This window comes from Nicoliella sp. ESL1149 (assembly GCF_058107265.1).
On the sequence record NZ_JBYLUE010000002.1, the window covers coordinates 999,116 to 1,021,883 of the forward strand.

The following is a 22,768-nucleotide window of genomic DNA, read 5'->3' on the forward strand; positions in this document are numbered from 1 at the left end:
TTAATTTTAGTGAAGGAGTTATAACATATGAATGGAAAATTCATTACTTTTGAGGGACCTGATGGTGCTGGTAAAACAACTGTCTTGAATAGATTAAGGGAAAAATTAAATTCTGTTTTAGCTGATCGTTTTATAATGACTAGAGAACCAGGTGGTAATCCCATTGCGGAACAAATCAGATCAATTATTTTAGATAAAAACAATCAAGACATGAATGCAAGAACTGAGGCATTATTGTATGCAGCATCGAGATCACAACATTTGTATCAAACCATTCTTCCGGCAGTTAAGGTCGGAAAATTAGTTCTTTGTGATCGATTTGTTGATAGTTCAATTGCATATCAAGGTGGTGGTCGTCAATTAGGAACAGATGCGATTAAGGAGATTAATCAATTTGCCACTGGTGGAATTGAACCTGATTTAACGATTTATTTTGATGTACCAGTTAAAGTTGGTTTAAAAAGAATTAAAGAACATCGTCCTGATAATGAGGTTGATCGCCTAGATGTAGAAACGACCATGTTTCATGATCGGGTTCATGCTGCCTATCAAAATTTATTAAAGAATAATCCAGAACGGATTGAAGTAGTAGATGCAACTCAACCAGTTGATGAAGTATTTGACCAGGTTTGGAAAATATTAGAAAATAGTAGTGTAAATTTGTTTAATCAGAAATAAGGAGTGCTCGAAATGAAATTAATTATTGCTGTCATCCAAGATAAGGATACTAGTGAACTTCAAAATGCTTTTATTAAAAATAACATTAGATCAACTAAATTATCCACTACCGGTGGTTTTTTAAAGTCTGGGAATACGACTTATATGATTGCTAGTCAAGATGAAAAGGTGCAAGATACTTTAGATATTATCAAAAATATTTCTAGAACTCGTAAGAAATACATGACTCCTCCAGTTAATTTAGATGGTGGTGCAAATGATGGTTCATACCCAGTTAAAATTCAAGTTGGTGGAGCCACCGTCATGGTAATGCCAATGGATAATTTTTATCAATTCTAATGGATGAAGAAAGTGCAATTGCGCAACATGTAGTGACTTCGGCGCAAAAAAAACAACCTAATATTGTGGAACATTTTCAAAAAGTATTACAACAACATGATCTTTCTCATGCGTATTTGTTCAATGGAGAAGATGGTTCTGGGAAAATGGCGGTTGCATTAATGGTTTCGATGGCACTTTTTTGTCCAAACGTTAAAGACGGAATTCCATGTGGTAAATGTAATGAGTGTCGACGAATTGCGACTCATCAACATCCTGATGTAGTAATGATTGAACCAGATGGAAATAATATTAAAATTGACCAGGTTCGTTTTTTAAAATCTGAATTTTCCAAAAGTGCGGTAGAAGGTAGTCAAAAAGTATTTATTATTGATGAAGTCGAAAGAATGACAACTGAAGCGGCTAATAGCTTGTTGAAATTTATAGAAGAACCAACCGGTAAAATTGTATCTTTTTTACTAACTGATAATAAACTAACGATTTTACCAACAATTATTTCCAGAACGCAAGTAATTGATTTACCATCATTAACTCCTGCATTATTTAACCAGGAATTAAAATCGATCGATATTAGTGCTAATCAATTCAATTTAATTGCGACAATGACGAATAATTTAAATGTTGCAAAAGAATGGAATCAAGATAATTGGTTTTCAAATTTACAAAATGCGGTTTCAACTTGGTTCAGTAAATTGGCCAGTGGAGAATACCAGGCATTTGTAATGGTTCAAACCAATTTAATGCCATTAATAAATAATCATGATCAACAAAAGATTGCAATTAATATGATTATTCAAGTATGGCGAGATGTTTTGAACGTTCGATTCAAACAAATATCACAGCCTGAATTGAACTTTCCAAATAATTATCAAGAAATTAAACATTTAGCGAATCATTTTACCAGTAATCAATTGTTGAGCATAATGAATTTGTTATTAGAAAATAATATCTATTTAGAACATCACGTTAATTTTCAAAATATTCTAGAAGCTTCTACGCTTCAAATATTAACTATTATTAGGAAAAAGTAGGGGGAGGATTTAATTGGACGATCAGGATTTATATTCGGGATTTAAAAATGCGGAGTCACAATTGAAATTTCTATTAGCACGTTTTTCTGAGTTACGTGATGGGATGACTAAATTATTAGAATCAAATGAGGAATTAAAAATTGAGAATCAACATTTGAGAGAACTACTCAAGAGTTCTAATGACGAAACAATTAAAAATGACGATGCAAAATCAAATAAATCACAAAAACAATTATTTAAATCACGTGAGAATCTTCAAAAGCTTTATGACAAGGGTTTTCATGTTTGTCAGATGTACTACGGAGAACATAGAGATCCAGATGAGACATGTGTTTTTTGTACTGAAGAAATTCTTTATCGGGATAAAGATAAACAAAAGCATACTAAAAAGAATAAAAAAGAAAGTTAGTGATTAACTTGCAGATACAAAAAAGCTTTGCACCTAATCAATTTGGAACGCTATATTTGGTTCCAACACCCATTGGTAATTTGGATGATATGACTTTTCGGGCGGTTCAAACTTTACGTGATGCAGATTTGATTGCTGCTGAAGATACTAGAAATACGCAAAAATTATTAAACCATTTCGAAATCACAACAGATAAAATTAGTTTTCATGAACATAATACGCAAGAACGAATTCCAACGTTGATTGAAAAGTTAAAAAATGGAGTCAGTATTGCTCAAGTTAGTGACGCTGGAATGCCTTCGATTAGCGATCCAGGACATGAATTAGTCGTTAAGTGTATTCAAGAGAATATTCCAGTAGTTCCGTTACCTGGAGCAAATGCTGGAATTACTGCATTGATTGCATCTGGACTATCTCCGCAACCGTTTTATTTTTACGGCTTTTTAAATCGAAAACCTAGTGAACAAGTTACTGAATTGGAAGCGTTGAATAAAAGAAAAGAAACGTTTATTCTCTACGAGGCACCACATCGTTTAAAGAAAACGCTTAAAAATATGGTGAACGTATTAGGACAAGAAAGAAAAGCCGTTTTAGCTCGGGAACTTACTAAAAAATTCGAGGATTTTCATCGAGGAACATTATCAGAACTGTTCAATTGGGCTAATACAGAACAAATCCGGGGTGAGTTTGTTATTTTAGTTGAAGGTAATCAGGAAGCTGAAAGTGAAGAAGTTGATCCATTAGAAGGATTGCCACTTGAAAAACAGGTTCAAAAGTTAATTGATGATGGACAACGTCCTAATGATGCAATTAAAGTAATTGCAAAGAAACACAATCTTAAAAAACAAGAAGTTTATAATTTATATCACAATCTTTAAGGAGTGACGATGATGGCATTAAAATTTAGTGAAGACCATCGAATTACATATTATGAGACTGATTGGAATGGATTTGTATCCCCTGCAATGTTGATTGATATGGCTATTTTGGTATCTGGTGATCAGAATATATCATTGAATTTAGGACGAAATTATATTGATTCTTTTAATATCGCTTGGGTTGTCGTTCAATATTCTATTGATATTAAAAGAATGCCAAAAGTTAATGAAAAAGTCACTTTGACCACACAGGGTAGTTCTTATAATAAATTATTTGCTTTTCGTGAGTTTTGGATTGTGGATGAAAATGGAAATGAGTGTGCCTATATTAGGAGTACTTGGGTCATGATTAATCTTAAAACCCGTAAATTAGCTGTAATTCCAAAAGAAATTGTTCAGCCTTATCAATCAGAAATGTTAAATCAACTTCCCCGATTGAGAAGACCGAAACGAATTAACAATGACGATGGTCAAAAATTCAATCAAGACTATCGAGTTCGTTATACTGACATTGATTCTAATAAACACGTTAATAACGCTAAATATCTTGATTGGATGATTGATGTATTACCCGCTCAATTTTTAGATATTCATCAGGTTAGTAAAATCGATATTAAATTTGAAAATGAAGTTTTGTATGGAAATAATATTTTGAGCGAAGGGCAACTTTTAACAGATGGACTTCACACTAAACATGAAATAAAAAATGGAGATACCATTTCAGCAGTAGCTAATATTGAATGGATAAATAAATCAAAGGAGTAAACGAAATGAATATTTTAGCATTAGATACTTCTAATCGGCCATTGAGCATTGCGATTGTTCAGGATCGAAAAGTCCTTTCCACTACCACAACGACTGTTCATCAAAAACATGCCCAATATGTATTACCAATCATTGATGATTTAATGAAACATGCGAAGATGGAACCTGAAGATTTGGATCGCGTTGTTGTTGCAGATGGACCTGGATCATATACTGGAATTCGGGTTGCTGTTTCTGTTGGAAAGGTATTGGCATTTACTTTAGGAATCGACTTAGTTGGCGTTTCTAGTCTACAAACAATGGCTCTAAATGTTCAGGATGAAGGAGTGCTCGTTAATCCGATGTTTGATGCAAGAAATCAGAATGTATTTACTGGTCTATATCGGATTAAAAATGAGAAACCAGAACTTGTATTACCAGATCAACATATTAGTGTTTCCGAGTGGATCCAAAAATTAGGTCAATTTAATGAACCAATTATTGGATTGGGGGATGCAGATCATTTCGATGATTTGAAAGCCGTTACTCAATATAAAATGAGAAATGGAATGGAAAATCTTCCGCAAGCTGCTAACTTAGGTATTTTCGGCTATCAATTAGCTCCTGTTAAGAATATCGATAAATTTGTTCCACGTTATTTACGATTGACACAAGCTGAAGCAGATTGGAAGGCTAAACATCCAGAAGAGGACGAAGAATCGTATGTTAAAAAAGTTTAAAAGTGTTTATAATCAATTCTTTAATAATCAGAATTATCAACGTCAAGAACAACTTTCAATTAAAAATCATATTGTAGATATTAAAGGAACAAAATATTTCTTAGCTAAAGCAATGATGACAGATGTTCCAGAAATTACACGATTAGAAAAATCAGTTAGTAACCTGATTCCATGGAAGAAACGTGCTTTTAAAAAAGATATTAAGCAAAAACAAAGTCGACTATATCTTGTGTTACGGCATCAAGATAAGATGGTAGCTTTTATTGGGTGCCATTTTGAATATGCAGAACATGATTGCCACATTAGTAATATTGCAGTGATGCCTGATTATCAGAATCATGGGCTTGGCTATTATTTGTTAACTGAAATTGTAAAAAAAGCTCGTCGCTTAGATTTAAATACCGTCACTTTAGAAGTACGTAAAAGTAATAAGAATGCTATTAATCTTTATCATGATTTGGGATTTATTGAAAATGGTATTTTACCAAAGTATTATTATGATAATCAAGAAGATGCTTTAAAGATGACTTTAAATATTGTTGATATTGATAAGCATCCGAATAATTTTGGCCTTTAGAGAGGATTCGTGAATCATGAAAAGAAATTTAATTATGTCTTTTGAGTCAAGTTGTGATGAAACTAGTGTTGCGATTATTGAAGATGGACATAAAATTTTATCAAACATTGTAGCAACGCAAATTAAAAGTCATCAACGTTTTGGTGGCGTGGTTCCAGAAGTTGCTAGTCGTCACCATATTGAAGCAATTACAATGTGTATTGGTGATGCTTTAAAGGAAGCTAATGTTACCTATGATGACTTAAATGCGGTGGCTGTTACATATGGTCCTGGATTAGTTGGAGCATTGCTGATTGGGGTCACTGCTGCTAAAACGGTAGCGTGGGCACATCATTTACCATTAATTCCTGTTAATCATCTTGCAGGTCATATTTATGCTGCTCGATTTATTAAGCCAATTCAATTTCCAGCACTAGCATTAGTAGTTTCTGGTGGTCATACTGAGTTAGTTTTGATGCCGTATGAAGGAGCATTTGAAATTATTGGTGAAACCCGTGACGATGCTGCTGGTGAAGCATATGATAAAGTAGGTCGATTATTAGGGATTAATTATCCAGCTGGCCCTGAAGTTGATCGTTTGGCTAGTGAGGGAAAAGACACATTTAATTTTCCGCGAGCAATGGATAAAGAAAATAACTATGACTTTAGTTTTAGTGGGCTTAAAAGTGCAGTAATTAATACCGTTCATCATGCAGATCAAATTGGTGAAAAATTAAGCCGCGAAGATTTAGCAGCTAGTTTTCAAGCAGCGGTGGATGATGTTTTAATTGATAAAACAAAACGGGCTTTGCAAAATTTTCCTGTTAAACAATTAATTTTAGCTGGTGGAGTTGCTGCAAATCATGGCTTACGATCAAGATTAGATGATTTGATGAAGAGCTTTCCTCAAACTGAATTATTGAAAGCTCCTCAGAAATATTGTGGTGATAATGCTGCAATGATTGGAGCTGCAGGATACATCTTTTATAAGGAACATCATGATGCGAAGTTAGACTTACAGGTTGAACCTGGACTAGAATTTGACTGGTTACCTGGAACTGAACAATAGAAAAAGGTTGCTGAAAACTCAGCAGCCTTTTTAATTTTTATTAATATCTTCTAATTCTAAACCTAGTTCTGTCCAATGATTAGACACGTCATCATTTTTTTGATTGATCGATTCCAACTGTTGCTGCAATTGATTTAGTTTGGAAATATCTTTAAGTGTATTTGGGTGGGTCATTTCTTTTTCAATTTCACTTTTTTGTTCAGTTAACTGATTCATTTCAGTTTCTAGTTTCTTCATTTCACGTTCTAGTTGTCGTTTCTTTTTTTGGACTTGCTTATTGATTACATATCCCTTGGCACCTTCTGTAGTTACCTTGTGGTCCTTTTTGGGTTCTTGAGGTGCTTCTTGAGCTGCTTGATGATCTTTAATAGCTTTTTCTTCTTCTTTTTTTGCAAGATAATAATCATAATTACCAAGATATAAGTGTGATCCATTATGATCAATTTCTAAAACATCGGAAGCAATTTGATTAATGAAATAACGATCATGAGAAACGAATAAGATTGTTCCTTCGAATTGTTTTAAAGCAGTTTCTAAAATTTCTCGACTTTCGATGTCTAAATGATTGGTTGGTTCATCTAACATTAAGAAGTTATCATGGCGCATTGATAACTTAGCTAACATTAAGCGGGCTTTTTCGCCTCCAGAGAGATTAGCAACAATTTTATCAACTTCTTCACCTGAAAAAAGGAAACTTCCTAAAACAGTTCTAATATGGCCCTCGTTAGTTGTAGGATAATCGTCCCATAGTTCGTTTAAGACCTTTTTATTAGGATGGAGCGTAGCTTGTTTTTGATCATAATAGCCAACTTCAACTCCAGTTCCAAAATCAATTTGCCCGTGAATAGGGGGGATTTTACCTAAAATTGTTTTTAGAAGTGTTGATTTACCAACCCCATTAGGGCCAATAACAGCTAATCGTTGTTTACGATTTAAATTAATATTGATTGGAGAAGATAGGATTGTATTTTGATATCCAATTGCTAAGTCCTTTACAGTTAAAACAACGTTTCCACTTTGCTTATCTGGTTTAAAATTAACCCGAGCTACTTTATCATTATTCCGTGGCTTATCGATTCGTTGCATTTTATCAAGTTGTTTACGGCGTGCTTGGGCACGTTTTGTTGTTGATGCTCTTACGATATTCTTTTTAATAAAATCTTCTTCTTTTTGAATTTTAGTTTGTTGCTTTTCATATTCTTGAAGTTGAATTTGATATTGCTTTTTCTTTTCTTGAACGAATTTAGTGTAGTCACCTTGATAGTGGGTTAAAGTTCCATTTGCTAAATCATAAACATTATCCACAATCTTATCCATAAAGTAACGGTCATGAGAAATAATTAATAGCGCTCCAGAATAGCCCTTAATATAGTTTTCTAACCAAGTGATTGTTTCAACATCTAAATGGTTGGTTGGTTCATCAAGAATTAAAAGATCACGTTTTTCCAAAAGTAATTTGGCTAGCGCTAATTGGGTCTGTTGACCTCCTGATAATTCATTAATATTTTTATTATAAGAATCAGGTTTGAAGCCAAACCCTGCTAAGACTCCTCGAATTTCATTTTGATATCCATACCCATTGTTAGCGGTGAAGTCAGCTTGAACTTGATCATAAGTTTGTGTAATTTGTTTCAAACGTTCAGAATCATTATTGAGTTTCGGATCACTCATTTGGGTTTCTAATTCATGCATGCGACATTCTTTTGCTTTCAAGGCTGCAAACACAGATTCCATTTCTTCCCAAATTGTTTTTTGTGAGTGCAGACCAGTGTTTTGGGCAAGATAACCAATTCTTATTCCCTTAGGGGTAGTGATGGTTCCCTCATCTACTTCTGATTGTCCGGTTATCATTTTAACGAGAGTTGTTTTTCCGGCACCATTTCGACCTACTAGAGCAGTTCGACTATGTGCATCTAATGTCATGTTGACGTGACTAAAAATGTCGACGCCTTCAAATCTTTTTGTAACATTATTTACTTGAAGAATTATCATCCTATATTATCCTCTAATCGTTATTATTTAGCCATATTTTAGCATATTTCACAAACAGATAAAACTGATTTAACGGGGTTACTTAATAATTATTTCACAAAGTTTAAATTTATGGTAGAATAGCAATACAGCTTTTAAACAATTAAAAGGAAGTGATACAATGGCTGATACAAAAATTCCACGGGCAACAGCTAAGAGATTACCAATTTATTATCGTTATCTTAGCTTACTTCACGATGCTTCTGTTGAGCGAATTTCATCAGAAAAATTTGCTGATGCAATTCAAATTGACTCGGCAACAATTAGACGTGATTTTTCTTATTTTGGTGCCTTGGGTAAACGTGGTTATGGGTATGATGTTGAGAGCCTGTTAACTTTCTTTAAAAAGATTTTAAACCAAGACCATTTGACAAACGTTGCGTTAGTCGGAATTGGTAATTTTGGGCGAGCACTACTAAATTTTAATTTTCATCGTAATAGTAACATTCGAATTGCTGCAGCATTCGATACGAAACCAAAAATGATTCATACCGTTCAAGATAATGTGCCGGTATATTCTCCTAATGACTTAAAAAAACAGTTAGCTGACCAACAAATCAAGATTGTGATTTTAACCGTGCCTTCACGTGTAGCCCAGAAGGTATGTGATGACGCAATTGCTGGTGGAGCAAAGGGAATTCTTAATTTTACCCAGGTTCGATTATCCGTTCCTAGTGATGTACGGGTACAAAATGTGGATTTGACGAATGAATTACAAACACTGATTTATTTTGTCGAAAATTATTCTAAAATTTAATTATACTTTTTATTAGAGTTCCTATTTTGAGGAACTCTTTTTTATAGACTAATGTTTTAGAACAGATTATCGTATTATAAAGAAAAAATAAAATTATATTATAATTATTAAACTATTATGAGTGATATGGGATATAATTAATGTAATAATTGAAATGAAGATTAGGAGATAGGGGGGAGAAGTTAAACTTATGCGATTGAATAAATATAATGTTCAGCAAGTTAATGAAAAAAATAAATTTAACGGATCCAAAAATCAATGGATTATTGTAGGAGCAGCAACACTAATGGCAATGGTATCTGGAATGGCATTTACAAATACGATCAAAGTTCATGCTGATGATAATCCAGATCAAAGCGCGAATAATTCGGTATCATCAATATCATCCACAAGTAGTTCCCAAACTAGTGAACCTGCTTCTAGTGAAGTTGTAAGTTCATCTAACCAATCTAGTCAAAGTGTAGATCAAATCGATAATAGTGTGGTTAGTAAGTCCAATACTGAATCATCAAGTACTGCCAATGAAACTAGTACAAGTGTTGTAGTTAGTTCTGAAGTTAATTCGGATTCATCTAACCCTAATAATGATAGTGTTAACACCGTTCAAACAAGTAGTGCGGTTCCTAGCGGTAGTTATGTATCGCAAGGTAGTGCTAATTTGGAAAATACTCCAACAAGTAGTTCATCATCTAATGACGATAATAGTAGTTTATCTAGTGCATCGTCTAATGCTACCAGTGCATCAATAACAGAATCAAGTATTGCTTCAAATAATAATTATTTAAATGATTACAGCGTATTGATTAATGGTCAATATAATCAGAATGATTCTAATGCTACCGATAGTCCTGATACAGATTCTACATATAAGCAGAACACTCATTTAACTGAGTCAGCAGGTTTTATGAATGATATTCAAACAATGTTCAAGGATAGTAATGGAACTTGGCATGTCTATTATTTAGATAATCCAGAAGCATCTACCCAAAATGGTAATTCTGGATGGAAGCAAGCGACTACGACTGATTTTATTCATTGGAATCAGGATGATAACTTAGCAATTGCTCCTCAGGGTCAAACTAAGAATGGTCAAACTGTACCATGGGGATCAGTTGCGACTGGGTCGGTAATTCAAAATACAGATGGGCTTGTATCTGGAATCCCTAAATCAGCAGTTGTTGCTTATTTTGCTAGCTATCAAGATAATCAACAAAAAATATATGCTGCTTATAGTGTAGATAATGGGAATACTTTTGTTCCCCTTCAAGAGCAACCAATCATGGCTCAAGCTGCAACTAATAATGGAAATGGTAACTTTAGAGATCCAAGTGTGATGGTATATAACAATCAATTAATTATGCATACTGCTGAGGGACAATCTGTTGGTACCTACAGTAGTACTAATGGAATTGATTGGACTTATCAAGGAAGTACATGGATAGATAATAAATCTGAAAATGGTGGTCAAGATTTAGGGATGATTGAATGTCCTGTCATTAAACAAATGAGGGCTAGTGATGGGACGACTCAATGGGAAATGTTCTTTGGGGGCAATCAGTATTTAACTGGTCAAACAACTGGGACTTTTGCAATCAATGGCCAAATGGAGTCAAATGGTTTCTTTAAGATTGCAGATGGGGCCCATCCCGTTCGACTAGACCAAGGAACTGACTTTTATGGTGCTAATTTTGGTCAAGATAATTTAAACTCAGTTTATATGATGGGTTGGGTCAATAATTGGGGATATTCTCCACAAAGTTTGCCTGGTCAAAACGATACTAATACCATGAGAATGGGAACGGCTAGTTATGTTCGAAAGATGGAATTGATTAAAAATGACCAAGGTCAATATGTTCCTCAAACTGTTAAAATGTATACTCCTCAAGAAAGTAATCAAGTTATCAGTACGACTAATAACCAAAAATTTGATCAAACGGTAACGACTCAACCAAATGCCCAATATGATTTTACATTTAATAGTTTGAACAGTGATGCTACATCAAATGTTGCCCACCTAGTTTTTAACTACGGAGATAGTCAAATGAACCTTGATTTAGATTTAGCGAAGGGTTCATATACAGTAAATAGAACAACTGGCAGCTATGATAAGGAAGAGTATAGTAAAAAGTCGTATTCAGGTCAGTTTGATTTAGGAAGTCAATTGAACAAGCAACATCTTAATGTCCAAGTTTTCACTGACCGGCAAAGTATTGAAGTTTATTTTCCTGACTATCATCAAACTGCAACATTCTTGAGAATTGCTAATGATGGGGACAATAACGGTAAACAAACGTTGCATGTTTGGACTGATAATAAAATGAATACAGTTTTTAGTCATGGGACAAGTACTTTAGTTGATCCGGATGCCATTAGTTCATTATCTGATACTGAATTAAGTTCCGACGTTGCAACTAATGATGTTTCTAATAATGAAAATGGTCATTCAGTAAAAATGTTGAGTTCAGTAAGACCGGTGGTGAATAGTGCTTCTAATTATTCAAAGCCGACAAACAAATCAAATAGTAATGCAGTTATTGATGTCGAAAGTTCAGCTGCCGATTTATCAAGTACAAACTCATCAAGCGATTCATTGAACGCAACCACAAGTGATGGTTTACAAGATGATGAAAATTATTCTGATTCTTCAAATAAAGAATCAGAATTAGATAATGAAGAAACTAATTCTCTAAATTCTGATCAACAAAATTCAGCAGAAGATTTGGATAATTTAGAAACGAATAGTTCATCAGATAATGTTATGGATGATGTTAATGAAAATGGACATCAAGTTGCTAAACAGCATAAAACTAACTCATTAGTTACTCAATGGTTTCATCAAACGTCTCGGCATGCGGTTTATTATAATAAATTAAATCCAATCAAGAATAGCCATTTCTTTATTATTAAAACTTTAAAACCAGTTTTAGTTCATTTGAAAAATAGGAAGATTCTAAATAATAAGAGTTATATTTTAGTTAGGGCTGATCAATACTTGAAAATTAAGAGATTGATTCGATCTGGATCAATCTGTTATGGAATTACGGCCAATAATAATTTAATTCCTTTAAATCGAAAGTACGTTGAAAATGTGTATCAAGAGCAACAAGTAAATTCGAATAGATTATTATCTATTTAGTTAGAAAGACTCTGAATTTTTCAGAGTCTTTTTACTTGCATTCAAATCTTAAAAATAATACTATGAAAATAGAAATTAGCACTAGAATATAACGAGTGCTAAATAATAATTTGGAGGGATTGTTAAAATGTTAAAACCATTAGGCGATCGCGTCTTAATTGAAGTTGAAAAAGAACAAGAAGAAACTGTTGGCGGAATTGTCCTTGCTAGCAATGCAAAGGAAAAGCCACAAACAGGAACTGTTGTAGCCGTTGGTGATGGCCGTGTTTTAGATAATGGGAATAAAATTGAACCAGCTGTTTCAAAGGGTGATAAGGTTTTATTTGATAAATATTCTGGAACTTCCGTTGATTACGATGGCAAAAAGTATCTTGTTTTACATGATAAGGATATCGTAGCAATCGTTGAATAATTAAATTAAAACATTAAATATTTTTTAATGAGGTGAATAATATGGCTGAAAAAGAAATTAAATTTGCTGAAGACGCCCGTGCTGCAATGCTACGTGGTGTTGATAAATTAGCTGATACTGTAAAAACAACTTTAGGACCAAAGGGACGTAATGTCGTTCTTGAAGAATCAACAGGTCCTAACATTACTAATGATGGGGTTACAATTGCAAAATCGATTCATTTACCTGATCATTTTGAAAACATGGGTGCTGAATTAGTTGCAGAAGTTGCTTCTAAGACTAATGACATTGCTGGTGATGGTACTACTACTGCCACTGTTTTAACTCGTGCAATTATTAATGAAGGGATGAAGAATGTAACTGCTGGTGCTAATCCAGTTGGTGTTCGTCGTGGAATTGAAAAAGCAACAAAGGTTGCTGTTGATGCTCTTCATAAAATGTCACATAAGGTAAATGGAAAAGAAGATATTGCTAAGATTGGAGCAATTTCTGCTGCTAATGAAGAAGTAGGTAAGTTGATTGCCGATGCAATGGATAAGGTTGGTAACGATGGAGTTATCACCATTGAAGATTCTCGTGGTGTTGATACGACCTTAGACGTTGTTGAAGGAATGCAATTTGATCGTGGCTACATGTCACAATATATGGTTACTGATAATGATAAGATGGAAGCTAACTTAGATAATCCATATATCTTAGTAACTGATAAGAAGATCAATAATATTCAAGAAATCTTACCTGTTCTTCAATCCGTAGTTGAACAAGGTCGTGCATTATTGATTATTGCTGATGACATTGGTGGAGAAGCTCTTCCAACATTAGTATTGAATAAGATGCGAGGAACATTTAACGTTGTGGCTGTCAAGGCTCCTGGTTTTGGTGACCGTCGTAAAGCTCAATTACAAGACATCGCAACCTTAACTGGTGCTACTGTTGTAACTGATGAATTAGGCTTGAGTTTAAAGGATGTTAAAATTGATCAACTAGGTCAAGCGAACAAGGTTAATGTTACGAAAGACAAGACTACCATCGTTCAAGGTTCTGGTGATAAGGCTAAGATTGCAGAAAGAGTTTCTGAAATCAAGACTCAAATTACAAAGACCACTTCTGATTTTGATCGTGATAAATTAAAGGAACGTCTTGCTAAGTTAGCTGGTGGAGTTGCTGTTATTCGGGTTGGAGCTGCAACTGAAACCGAACTTAAAGAAAAGAAATATAGAATTGAAGATGCTTTGAACGCCACTCGTGCAGCCGTTGAAGAAGGTTATGTTCCTGGTGGTGGAACTGCTTACATTAACATTTTAAAGAATATTGATGATATTAAAGCTAAGGGTGATGAAGCAACTGGTGTTAAAATTGTTCTTCGTGCTCTTGAAGCTCCAGTTCGTCAAATTGCCAAGAATGCTGGTGTAGATGGCTCTGTTATCGTTGACCACTTAAAGAAACAAAAGAGTGGAATTGGTTATAATGCTGCCGTTGATAAATATGAAGATATGGTTAAAGCAGGTGTAATTGACCCAACAAAAGTTAGTCGCTCTGCTTTGCAAAATGCCGCTTCTGTTTCAGCATTATTGTTAACCACTGAAGCTGTTGTTGCTGATAAACCAAGTGATGATAACAATACTCCTATGCCTCCACAACCAGGCATGGGCGGAATGATGTAAAAGCTGAATTAATTAAAAATATGAAGAGATTGTAAGTTGCCCTGCTTACAATCTCTTTATTTTTATGCTTTTTTTTAATATTTGTAGTAAAATGAATTAATAAAATACATAATGAAAGCGAGGGTCCAACATGTGGCATTATCTTAAACGATTAATAATCGGGAAGCCACTTAAGACGACCGATGAGCATAAACAGTCTTTGAACTTCTTTCAAGGACTAGCGTTTCTATCCTCGGACGCATTATCATCGATCGCCTATGGAACTGAGCAAATTACAACGATTCTTTTAACATTATCAGCAGCTGCATTGGTGTATCAACTATGGATTGCTGCAATTGTGTTGTTTTTATTATTTGTTCTAACCATAACCTATCTTCAGATTATTAAGGTGTATCCATCTGGAGGTGGAGCATATTTAGTTGCTAGTGATAATTGGGGCTATAAAACGGGGTTAATTGCTGGTGGATCACTATTAATCGATTACATGTTAACGGTTGCAGTATCTACAGTGTCGGGAACATTAGCAATAACATCAGCGTTTCCAATATTATCTAAACATCAGGTGTTACTAGCAAGTTTGATTGTGATTATAACAATGGTAATGAATTTAAGAGGAATGCGTGCCTCATCAAGTGTCTTAATCATTCCTGTATATTTATTCATCTTACTAGTTATCGTTATGTTGGCTGGGGGAATGTATCAATTATTGACAGGACAATTTGCAAATTATCATCCTGCTTCTATCCATGGTGCAGTTAAAGGGATGTCTTTAGTCATGTTTTTAAGAGCTTTTTCTTCGGGTTCAGCTTCCTTAACTGGAATTGAAGCAACTAGTAATTCGATTCCTAATTTTAAAAAACCAAGAGTTAAGTTAGCTCGTCAAGTATTGATAATAATGGCGATCATTTTAGGAATCTTTTTTGCTGGGGTGACATTTTTAAGTTATCGAATGGGGATCATCCCAAATCAACAAAGAACCGTCCTATCCCAGATTGTGGGATTATTATTTGGCCAAGGATTATTTTATTATCTTTTCCAAACAGTGACATTGTTAATGATGTTTGTAGCTGCCAACACTGGATTTTCAGCTTTTCCAATTTTAGCTTATAATATGGCTAAAAGAGGGATTCTTCCTCATGCTTATCGTAGTCGTGGGGATCGATTGGTTTATTCAAATGGAATCATTTCATTATCAATTGGAGCAATCATTTTAATTGTTATCTTTAAAGGAAATTTGAATTGGCTAGTTCCATTGTATGCAATTGGGGTATTTATCCCATTCACGTTAGCACAATCCGGAATGGTAATTCATTGGTATCATAATCGTGGTAGCTGGTGGGTCATTAAAGTAATTATTAATATTGTAGGAGCGATGATTTCACTTATATTAGTTCTATCATTGTTAATTTTTCATTTCTTTAGTATTTTACCGTACTTAATTATGTTACCAGTTTTGGTTAAGACGTTTGATGCAATTAAAGATCATTATGAGGACTTAGATAATCAATTATTGGTTGGTAAACAATCAGATTTAAATGTTTCAATCAACAAGGGAGCAAATGTAATTGTTTTGATTAGTAATGTGACTAAGGTTACTGAGGAGGCAATCGAATACGCTAATTCGATTGGTGATTATGTAATTGCGATGCATGTTTCTTTTGATGATAATAAAGAAAAAGAAGCCTTGATTGCTAAGCAATTTAAAGAGATGTTCCCAGATGTTAGATTTGTTGATATTCATTCTTCTTATCGTTCAATTATTCAACCAACAATTAGATTCTGTGATGTAATTGCAGAAAGAGCTGAACGTCATGATAGTACAACGACAGTTCTTGTTCCTCAATTTGTACCTCGTCATTCGTGGCAACAGATTCTGCATAATCAAAGTGCTTTACGGTTAAGAAGAGCATTAAATACACGTCAAAATATAGTTGTTTCAACATTTAATTATCATTTAAAAAAATAATGGAAGGAAAATGTTACTTTGAGATTAAAAATTATTGTTTGTTTATTTGCAACAATGATCCTTTCAGCAATTCTAACACCATTTGTTAGACGCTTAGCTTTTAAAATTGGGGCTGAAGATGATCCCAATAAACGTCGGATGAATAAAATCCCGATGCCAACGATTGGGGGCTTGGGTATTTTTGTGGCGTATACTTTTGCAACAATGTTTTTGATGCATAATCAAATACCAACGCGTTCCTTATGGGGGATTTTTGCTGGTGAAGTTATTATTGTTGCTACTGGAATGATTGATGATGTTTATGTTTTAAAACCCCGGCAGAAAATGGCTGGAATTGTTTTAGCAGCAGTTGCGGTTTTCTTTTTAGGCCAAATTCAAATGACAACGGTTTCGTTTCCATTTATTGGTAATTTTGGTTTAGGATGGTTTAGTTTACCAATCACTATTATTTGGATTATATCGATTACAAATGCGGTTAATTTGATTGATGGGCTTGATGGTCTAGCAACTGGAGTTGCTATTATTGCGTTAACAACAATGGGAATTACCGGAATTTTCTTTTTGAACGTTGGAAATACTTACGTGTCGATTATGATTTTTTCATTGGTAGCAGCTTGTCTTGGCTTTTTGCCATACAACTTTTTTCCAGCCCGGATTTATTTAGGGGATACCGGTTCGTTGTTTATTGGATTTATGATATCTGTCTTTTCCTTGAACGGGTTAAAAAATGCGACGTTCATTACTGTTATCATTCCAGTGATTATTTTAGGGGTGCCAATTACTGATACGGTATACGCAATTTTAAGAAGGTTATTAAATCGGCAACCAATTTCGCATGCTGATAAACATCATTTGCATCACCGTTTAATGGAAATTGGATTAACACATCGTCAATCCGTATTGGTTATTTACGGAATTGCAATTATCTTTTCCTTTATTTCGTTGCTATATCCAGTATCTAACTTTTGGGGGGCAATTTTATTAACGATTGCCACTTTATTCGGCTTAGAATTATTTGTTGAGTCGATTGGATTAGTTGGGACAAATCGACGACCGTTGTTGAATTGGATTGGAAAGATTGTAAAAAATAATACTAGTAAAAGTAATCATTAAAAAAGAGTGTTGAATAAAAATTCAACACTCTTTATTTATTTTCATTATTTTCAGGATGTGGTTGATAATCAACTTCCACGTATTGTTGACCATTGTCACTAATCTTAAGCCGATCGTTCAAGAGATTGATGATTTGACTTTTAAATGTTTCAACTTGAGGAGTATCAATTGATACAGATATTGTTACATCACTAGTATATTCTGTATTAGTAATCGTGTAATTGTTTTGATCTAAAAAATATTTTAGTTGTTCGGCTAATGAATAATCAATTTTAATGGCTAATTGGGTTTGAAGGACTCTTTTTACGATGCCGACCTTATTAATTGCTTCTGTTGAAGCATTACTGTAAGCTCTGATCAATCCACCAGCACCTAATTTAATTCCACCAAAATATCTGGTAACAACAATTGCAACGTTGTGTAGTTTTTGCAATTTGATTGCATCAAGAATTGGTAATCCAGCAGTTCCTGATGGTTCTCCGTTATCACTTTTTCTTTGAATATGATCGTCTTGGCCAACCATGTATGCAAAACAATTATGGGTTGCTTTAGCGTGAATCGTTTTAATTTTATTGATAAAGGCTTGAGCTTCATCATCTGAATTGACCCTGGCGATTGTACCAATAAAACGAGATTTCTTGATATCGATTTCATTGGAACCACCATTTTTGATTGTTAGATAATCTTGTTCCACAAGAAACAACTCCTTTTTTCGTATTTTATGATTGAGGGAGGATTTTAAAATGATAAATGAGATTGAGTGTTTGTATGGTCGTCAAATAAGGACGATTGACATTGACAGTGGATTATTAAATCATCCTAAAATAAACAAACGTTCAGCCATATCGATGGCTGGAAATCAAATTATTTGCCAGCGTTGTGGTCAAAAGACTGATAAGCAAATCGCTCAATTGCCAAATAACCATTTTTATTGTCCCCAATGTATTAATTTAGGGCGAATGAGTACGCTCCATTCTTTGTGTTCAATTAATGAACCGAATCATTTTCCTATTAATGATAACCCTTTAACATGGGATGGGCAACTAACAACATCTCAAGAACAATGTTCTAAGGAAGTAATTTCTAGGTTTAAAAATAATCAAGATCAATTATTATGGGCAGTGACGGGAGCTGGAAAAACTGAAATGTTGTTTCCAGGAATTGAATGGGCAATTCGGAAGGGGTTTCGTATTTGCATTGCTTCTCCGCGTGTAGATGTTTGTATTGAGTTAATGCCAAGGCTTCAAACAGCTTTTTCTAATGTATCGATAGTAATACTCCATGGAAAACAAGAAGAAGAGTATCATTACGCACAATTAACGATTTGTACTACTCATCAGCTACTTCGCTTTTACCACGCTTTTGATATCTTAATAATTGATGAGGTTGATTCGTTTCCGTATGTTAATGACCCGGGACTCCATTATGCAGTTAATAACGCTTTAAAAATATCAGGGCGAAGATTATACTTAACTGCTACCCCCAGTCCAGATCTGTTAAAACAAATCAGTAAGAAACAGCTAGCAGTTAGCTATTTACCATTGCGTTTTCATCAACATTTACTGCCAAAGATTAACCTTCATTGTAAAATGAACTGGCATCAAAAGTTGGAAAAAGGAAAATTGCCAGGTAAATTATTAACAGATATTCACCAAAGATTAAATGATAAAATTCGGTTTTTAATATTTGTTCCAAAGATAAAAGATCTATCGTTAGTAGATAGAGCTATTCGAAAAAATAAGGTTCAAGGGAAATGGCAAACGGTTTATTCAGCTGATCCAAAAAGACTAGAAAAAGTTCAAGCGATGCGAAAAAATGAACTTGATTTTTTGATTACCACGACCATTTTAGAACGAGGAGTTACATTTCCAGGAATTGACGTGATTGTTTTAGGGGCTGATGATCCTGTTTTCTCAACATCTTCGTTAGTTCAAATTGCTGGACGAGTTGGTAGAAAACAAGATCGCCCAACTGGAAATGTTGATTTTTGGGCAGCCTTTAATAATCGAAGAATTAATAAAGCTAGACGCCAAATTTTACATATGAACTATTTAGGAGAGAAATTACGGGATGGAAAATGATTGTTTGTTGTGTGGTCATCGAATATCGCAATCATTATCTTTTAAAGAAATTATTTTGATTAAACAAGCAAGTAAGAGGTTGATTTGTGACAGATGTGAACAAAAATTTGAAAAAGTTGTTTCAGGATGTCAATTTTGCTCTAAGGGCGGTCATTTTAAAAACGGAATTTGTCATGATTGTTTAAAATGGAAACAAAATGGACAACTTTTGATCAATAAGAGTATCTATTGTTATAATGATTTTTTTCGTGAATATATGAATCAATATAAATTTCGTGGAGATTATCGATTAAGAAAAGTTTTTTCAACAGAATTGACTAGTAAAATTGGTTCAAATCAAATAGTTGTTCCAATTCCAGTTAGTCCAGAAACGATGTCTAAAAGAGGGTTTAATCAGGTGACGGGATTGATAGAGTGTGACTATGTTGAAGCATTAAAGACTGAGAAAAAATTTAAGCAATCCCATAAAACTGAACAAGAACGATTGTTGATGGAGCAGCCATTCCAAATTGTGAAATCAAAAGGTGACAAAATTAAGAACAAAGATATTTTATTGGTTGATGATATTTTTACGACTGGTACAACTTTACATTTAGCAGCTCAACTAGTTTTGGATGCGGGTGCCAGTTCAGTTCAATCGTTGACTTTAGCACGAACAGTTTAATAAATCAGAACTTATCATTTTCAACTTAGCAATAAAATGTTAGAATAGACTAGTTATAGTATATGAAAATAAAATAAAAATATTAAAAACAAGTTTTTAAGAAAGGATTTTTGTATTGGCTAATATTATTAAAAAATGGGTCGAAAGTGATAAAAAGACTATTAAAGAGCTTAGCAAATTAGCTGACAAAGTTGGAGAATGGTCCAAAAAATATCGCCAATTATCCGATGAAGAATTACAAGCAAAAACGCCAGAATTTCAACAACGTTTTAAAAATGGTGAAAGTCTAGATGATTTATTACCAGAAGCATTTGGTGTGGCTCGTGAAGGAGCACGTCGTGTTCTCGGTTTAAATCCATTCCATGTTCAAATCATGGGGGGAATTGTGTTACATCGTGGTAACATTGCCGAAATGAAGACTGGTGAAGGAAAAACTTTAACTTGTACGATGCCAGTTTATTTGAACGCAATTTCTGGATATGGAGTTCATGTTATTACTGTTAATGAATACCTTTCTCAACGTGATGCTGAAGAAATGGGTGAATTATATAACTGGTTAGGATTATCAGTTGGAGTTAACGGTTCTGATAAGTCACCAGAAGAAAAACGAGCAGCTTATAATGCAGATATCACTTACTCTACTAATGGTGAAATTGGTTTCGATTATCTTCGTGATAACATGGTTGTTTATAAAGAAGATATGGTTCAGAGACCATTGAACTTTGCGGTGGTTGATGAAGTGGATTCTATTTTAATTGATGAAGCTAGAACTCCATTGATTATTTCTGGACAAGCAACAGCATCTTCTGATTTATATAAGAGTGCTGATAAATTCGTTAAAACGTTAACTGAAAAAGAAGATTATAAGATTGATCTTGAAACCAAGACAATTGCCTTAACTGATCATGGAATTGAAAAAGCAAATAAGTTCTTTAACTTAAAGAACTTATTTGATACTGATAACACTGCTTTAACCCACTACATTGATGAAGCATTACGTGCTAATTACATCATGATTCGAGATAAAGATTACGTTGTTCAAGATGGTCAAGTTCAAATCGTTGATTCATTTACTGGACGAATCATGGATGGACGTCGTTTCTCTGATGGACTTCACCAAGCAATTGAAGCCAAGGAAGGCGTTGAAATTCAACAAGAAAGTAAGACAATGGCTAACATTACTTACCAAAACTTGTTTAGAATGTACAAAAAGCTTTCCGGAATGACTGGTACTGCTAAGACTGAAGCTGATGAATTCCGTGAAATTTATAACATGGACATCATTAGTATTCCTACTAATAAGCCTGTTATTCGGGTCGATCAACCTGATGTTTTATATCCAGATTTGGAATCTAAGTTCGAAGCAGTTATTGCACGTGTTAAGAAGCTTCATGCTACTGGTCAACCCGTATTATTAGGAACTGTTGCCGTTGAAACTTCTGAATACTTATCAAATCGTTTGGATGAAGAAAACGTTCCGCACGTTGTTTTGAATGCGAAGAACCATGCTCGTGAAGCTGAAATTGTTTCTAATGCTGGACAACAAGGTGCTGTAACCATTGCTACCAATATGGCTGGTCGTGGAACTGATATTAAGCTTGGCCTTGGTGTTGTTGCATTAGGTGGATTAGCAGTTATTGGGACTGAACGACATGAATCACGAAGAATTGATAATCAACTTCGTGGTCGTTCTGGTCGTCAAGGAGACCCTGGTATTTCACAATTTTATCTTTCTCTTGAAGATGATTTAATGCGTCGTTTTGGTTCTGATCGAATCAAGAACTTATTGAAGCATTTAAAGGTTGAAGGAGATAGTGCGGTCATTAAGAGTCATATGATTACTAAGCAAGTTGAATCAGCTCAAAAACGAGTTGAAGGTAATAACTACGATTCTAGAAAACAAGTTCTTCAATATGATGATGTTATGAGACAACAACGTGAAGTTATTTATGCCCAACGTTATCAAGTTATTAATGAGGACAAGTCTCTTAAGTGGGTCATGATGCCAATGTTTAAACAAACGATTGATCGTATCGTTGATTTACACACTCAAGGTGACCAAGACAAATGGAACTTACAAACGATCTTAGACTTTGCTATCAGTGTTTTAGTCGGACCCGATGACATTAGTCTAAGTGATCTTCAAAATAAGAGTAAAGATCAAATTAAGAATTACTTAATGTCATTAGCTGATAAGGTTTACCAAGACAAGCAAAGTGAATTATCTGATCCTACTCAAATGCTTGAATTCGAAAAGGTTGTTTTACTTCGAGTAATTGATTCACATTGGACTAATCATATTGACGCGATGGATCAACTTCGTCAATCAATTGGATTACGTGGATATGGACAGTTAAATCCATTAGTTGAATACCAACGTGAAGGATATCAAATGTTTGAAGAAATGGTTGGTAACATTGAATACGATGCTACTAAGCTATTTATGAAAGCTGAAATTAGACAAAACATGGAACGATAATTAAAGCAAAAGCGAAGAAAC

At 34.1% G+C, this 22,768-nt stretch carries 20 protein-coding genes; 18 read left to right on the forward strand and 2 right to left on the reverse strand.

The features are described from left to right. Positions 1–27: 27 nt before the first annotated feature. From tmk to tsaD, 9 genes are read left to right on the forward strand one after another with little or no spacing between them, the layout of a single operon-like run. Positions 28–678 (forward strand): dTMP kinase, encoded by a 651-nt coding sequence (gene tmk / locus AC3B6G_RS04840; protein ID WP_489849274.1) that lies wholly within the window; start codon positions 28–30, stop codon positions 676–678. A gap of 12 nt (positions 679–690) precedes the next feature. After that, positions 691–1,017: a cyclic di-AMP receptor DarA gene (gene darA / locus AC3B6G_RS04845; RefSeq protein WP_489849275.1), complete on the forward strand. Its 327-nt coding sequence runs from the start codon at positions 691–693 to the stop codon at positions 1,015–1,017. Next, entirely contained in the window at positions 1,017–2,048 is a 1,032-nt protein-coding gene (gene holB, locus AC3B6G_RS04850) for a DNA polymerase III subunit delta' (RefSeq protein ID WP_489849276.1), read from the forward strand. Before darA ends, holB begins: the two co-directional genes overlap by 1 nt. A gap of 13 nt (positions 2,049–2,061) precedes the next feature. Next, positions 2,062–2,457 carry a DNA replication initiation control protein YabA gene (locus AC3B6G_RS04855; RefSeq protein ID WP_489849277.1) on the forward strand — a complete coding sequence of 132 codons (396 nt, stop codon included), beginning with the start codon at positions 2,062–2,064 and terminating at the stop codon, positions 2,455–2,457. Positions 2,458–2,459: 2 nt separating this feature from the next. Then, positions 2,460–3,335, forward strand: coding sequence for a 16S rRNA (cytidine(1402)-2'-O)-methyltransferase (gene rsmI, locus AC3B6G_RS04860; RefSeq protein WP_489849573.1), 876 nt, complete (start codon positions 2,460–2,462; stop codon positions 3,333–3,335). Between the two features lie 12 nt (positions 3,336–3,347). After that, the gene (locus AC3B6G_RS04865; RefSeq protein ID WP_489849278.1) at positions 3,348–4,100 is read left to right on the forward strand and encodes an acyl-[acyl-carrier-protein] thioesterase; all 753 of its coding nucleotides are present in this window, start codon (positions 3,348–3,350) and stop codon (positions 4,098–4,100) included. Between the two features lie 5 nt (positions 4,101–4,105). After that, entirely contained in the window at positions 4,106–4,819 is a 714-nt protein-coding gene (gene tsaB, locus AC3B6G_RS04870) for a tRNA (adenosine(37)-N6)-threonylcarbamoyltransferase complex dimerization subunit type 1 TsaB (protein ID WP_489849279.1), read from the forward strand. Next, on the forward strand, positions 4,803–5,396 hold the full coding sequence (rimI, locus tag AC3B6G_RS04875) for a ribosomal protein S18-alanine N-acetyltransferase (protein ID WP_489849280.1): 594 nt from the start codon (positions 4,803–4,805) through the stop codon (positions 5,394–5,396). Before tsaB ends, rimI begins: the two co-directional genes overlap by 17 nt. Positions 5,397–5,412: 16 nt before the next feature. Beyond that, entirely contained in the window at positions 5,413–6,444 is a 1,032-nt protein-coding gene (gene tsaD, locus AC3B6G_RS04880) for a tRNA (adenosine(37)-N6)-threonylcarbamoyltransferase complex transferase subunit TsaD (RefSeq protein WP_489849281.1), read from the forward strand. A 30-nt stretch (positions 6,445–6,474) separates the two neighbouring features. Here the strand turns inward: tsaD and AC3B6G_RS04885 are convergent, their stop codons facing one another. Beyond that, a complete protein-coding gene (locus AC3B6G_RS04885; protein WP_489849282.1) occupies positions 6,475–8,436 on the reverse strand; it encodes an ABC transporter ATP-binding protein in 1,962 nt (653 codons plus the stop codon). 160 nt (positions 8,437–8,596) lie between these two features. Between AC3B6G_RS04885 and AC3B6G_RS04890 the strand changes: the two genes are divergently transcribed. The 6 genes from AC3B6G_RS04890 (at position 8,597) to AC3B6G_RS04915 (ending at position 17,523) form a co-directional block, all read left to right on the forward strand. After that, a complete protein-coding gene (locus AC3B6G_RS04890) occupies positions 8,597–9,232 on the forward strand; it encodes a redox-sensing transcriptional repressor Rex (RefSeq protein ID WP_489849283.1) in 636 nt (211 codons plus the stop codon). A 190-nt stretch (positions 9,233–9,422) separates the two neighbouring features. Further along, entirely contained in the window at positions 9,423–12,368 is a 2,946-nt protein-coding gene (locus AC3B6G_RS04895) for a glycoside hydrolase family 32 protein (RefSeq protein ID WP_489849284.1), read from the forward strand. 127 nt (positions 12,369–12,495) lie between these two features. Beyond that, the gene (gene groES / locus AC3B6G_RS04900) at positions 12,496–12,780 is read left to right on the forward strand and encodes a co-chaperone GroES (protein WP_489849285.1); all 285 of its coding nucleotides are present in this window, start codon (positions 12,496–12,498) and stop codon (positions 12,778–12,780) included. Positions 12,781–12,821: 41 nt separating this feature from the next. Beyond that, positions 12,822–14,444 carry a chaperonin GroEL gene (groL, locus tag AC3B6G_RS04905; RefSeq protein WP_489849286.1) on the forward strand — a complete coding sequence of 541 codons (1,623 nt, stop codon included), beginning with the start codon at positions 12,822–12,824 and terminating at the stop codon, positions 14,442–14,444. Between the two features lie 130 nt (positions 14,445–14,574). Further along, on the forward strand, positions 14,575–16,410 hold the full coding sequence (locus tag AC3B6G_RS04910) for an APC family permease (RefSeq protein ID WP_489849287.1): 1,836 nt from the start codon (positions 14,575–14,577) through the stop codon (positions 16,408–16,410). Between the two features lie 18 nt (positions 16,411–16,428). Further along, complete coding sequence (locus AC3B6G_RS04915; RefSeq protein WP_489849288.1) at positions 16,429–17,523, forward strand: glycosyltransferase family 4 protein; 1,095 nt, start codon at positions 16,429–16,431, stop codon at positions 17,521–17,523. Between the two features lie 31 nt (positions 17,524–17,554). On the opposite strand, the gene AC3B6G_RS04920 is transcribed toward AC3B6G_RS04915, so the two are convergent. Then, positions 17,555–18,217, reverse strand: a complete 663-nt coding sequence (locus AC3B6G_RS04920) for a YigZ family protein (protein ID WP_489849289.1) — start codon at positions 18,215–18,217, stop codon at positions 17,555–17,557. 49 nt (positions 18,218–18,266) lie between these two features. Here AC3B6G_RS04920 and AC3B6G_RS04925 point away from each other — a divergent pair, with 49 nt between their 5' ends. The 3 genes from AC3B6G_RS04925 (at position 18,267) to secA (ending at position 22,747) form a co-directional block, all read left to right on the forward strand. Then, a complete protein-coding gene (locus AC3B6G_RS04925) occupies positions 18,267–19,604 on the forward strand; it encodes an ATP-dependent helicase ComFA (RefSeq protein ID WP_489849290.1) in 1,338 nt (445 codons plus the stop codon). Then, positions 19,594–20,268: a ComF family protein gene (locus AC3B6G_RS04930; RefSeq protein WP_489849291.1), complete on the forward strand. Its 675-nt coding sequence runs from the start codon at positions 19,594–19,596 to the stop codon at positions 20,266–20,268. Before AC3B6G_RS04925 ends, AC3B6G_RS04930 begins: the two co-directional genes overlap by 11 nt. A gap of 115 nt (positions 20,269–20,383) precedes the next feature. Then, a complete protein-coding gene (gene secA, locus AC3B6G_RS04935; protein WP_489849292.1) occupies positions 20,384–22,747 on the forward strand; it encodes a preprotein translocase subunit SecA in 2,364 nt (787 codons plus the stop codon). The last annotated feature ends 21 nt before the right edge of the window (positions 22,748–22,768 follow it).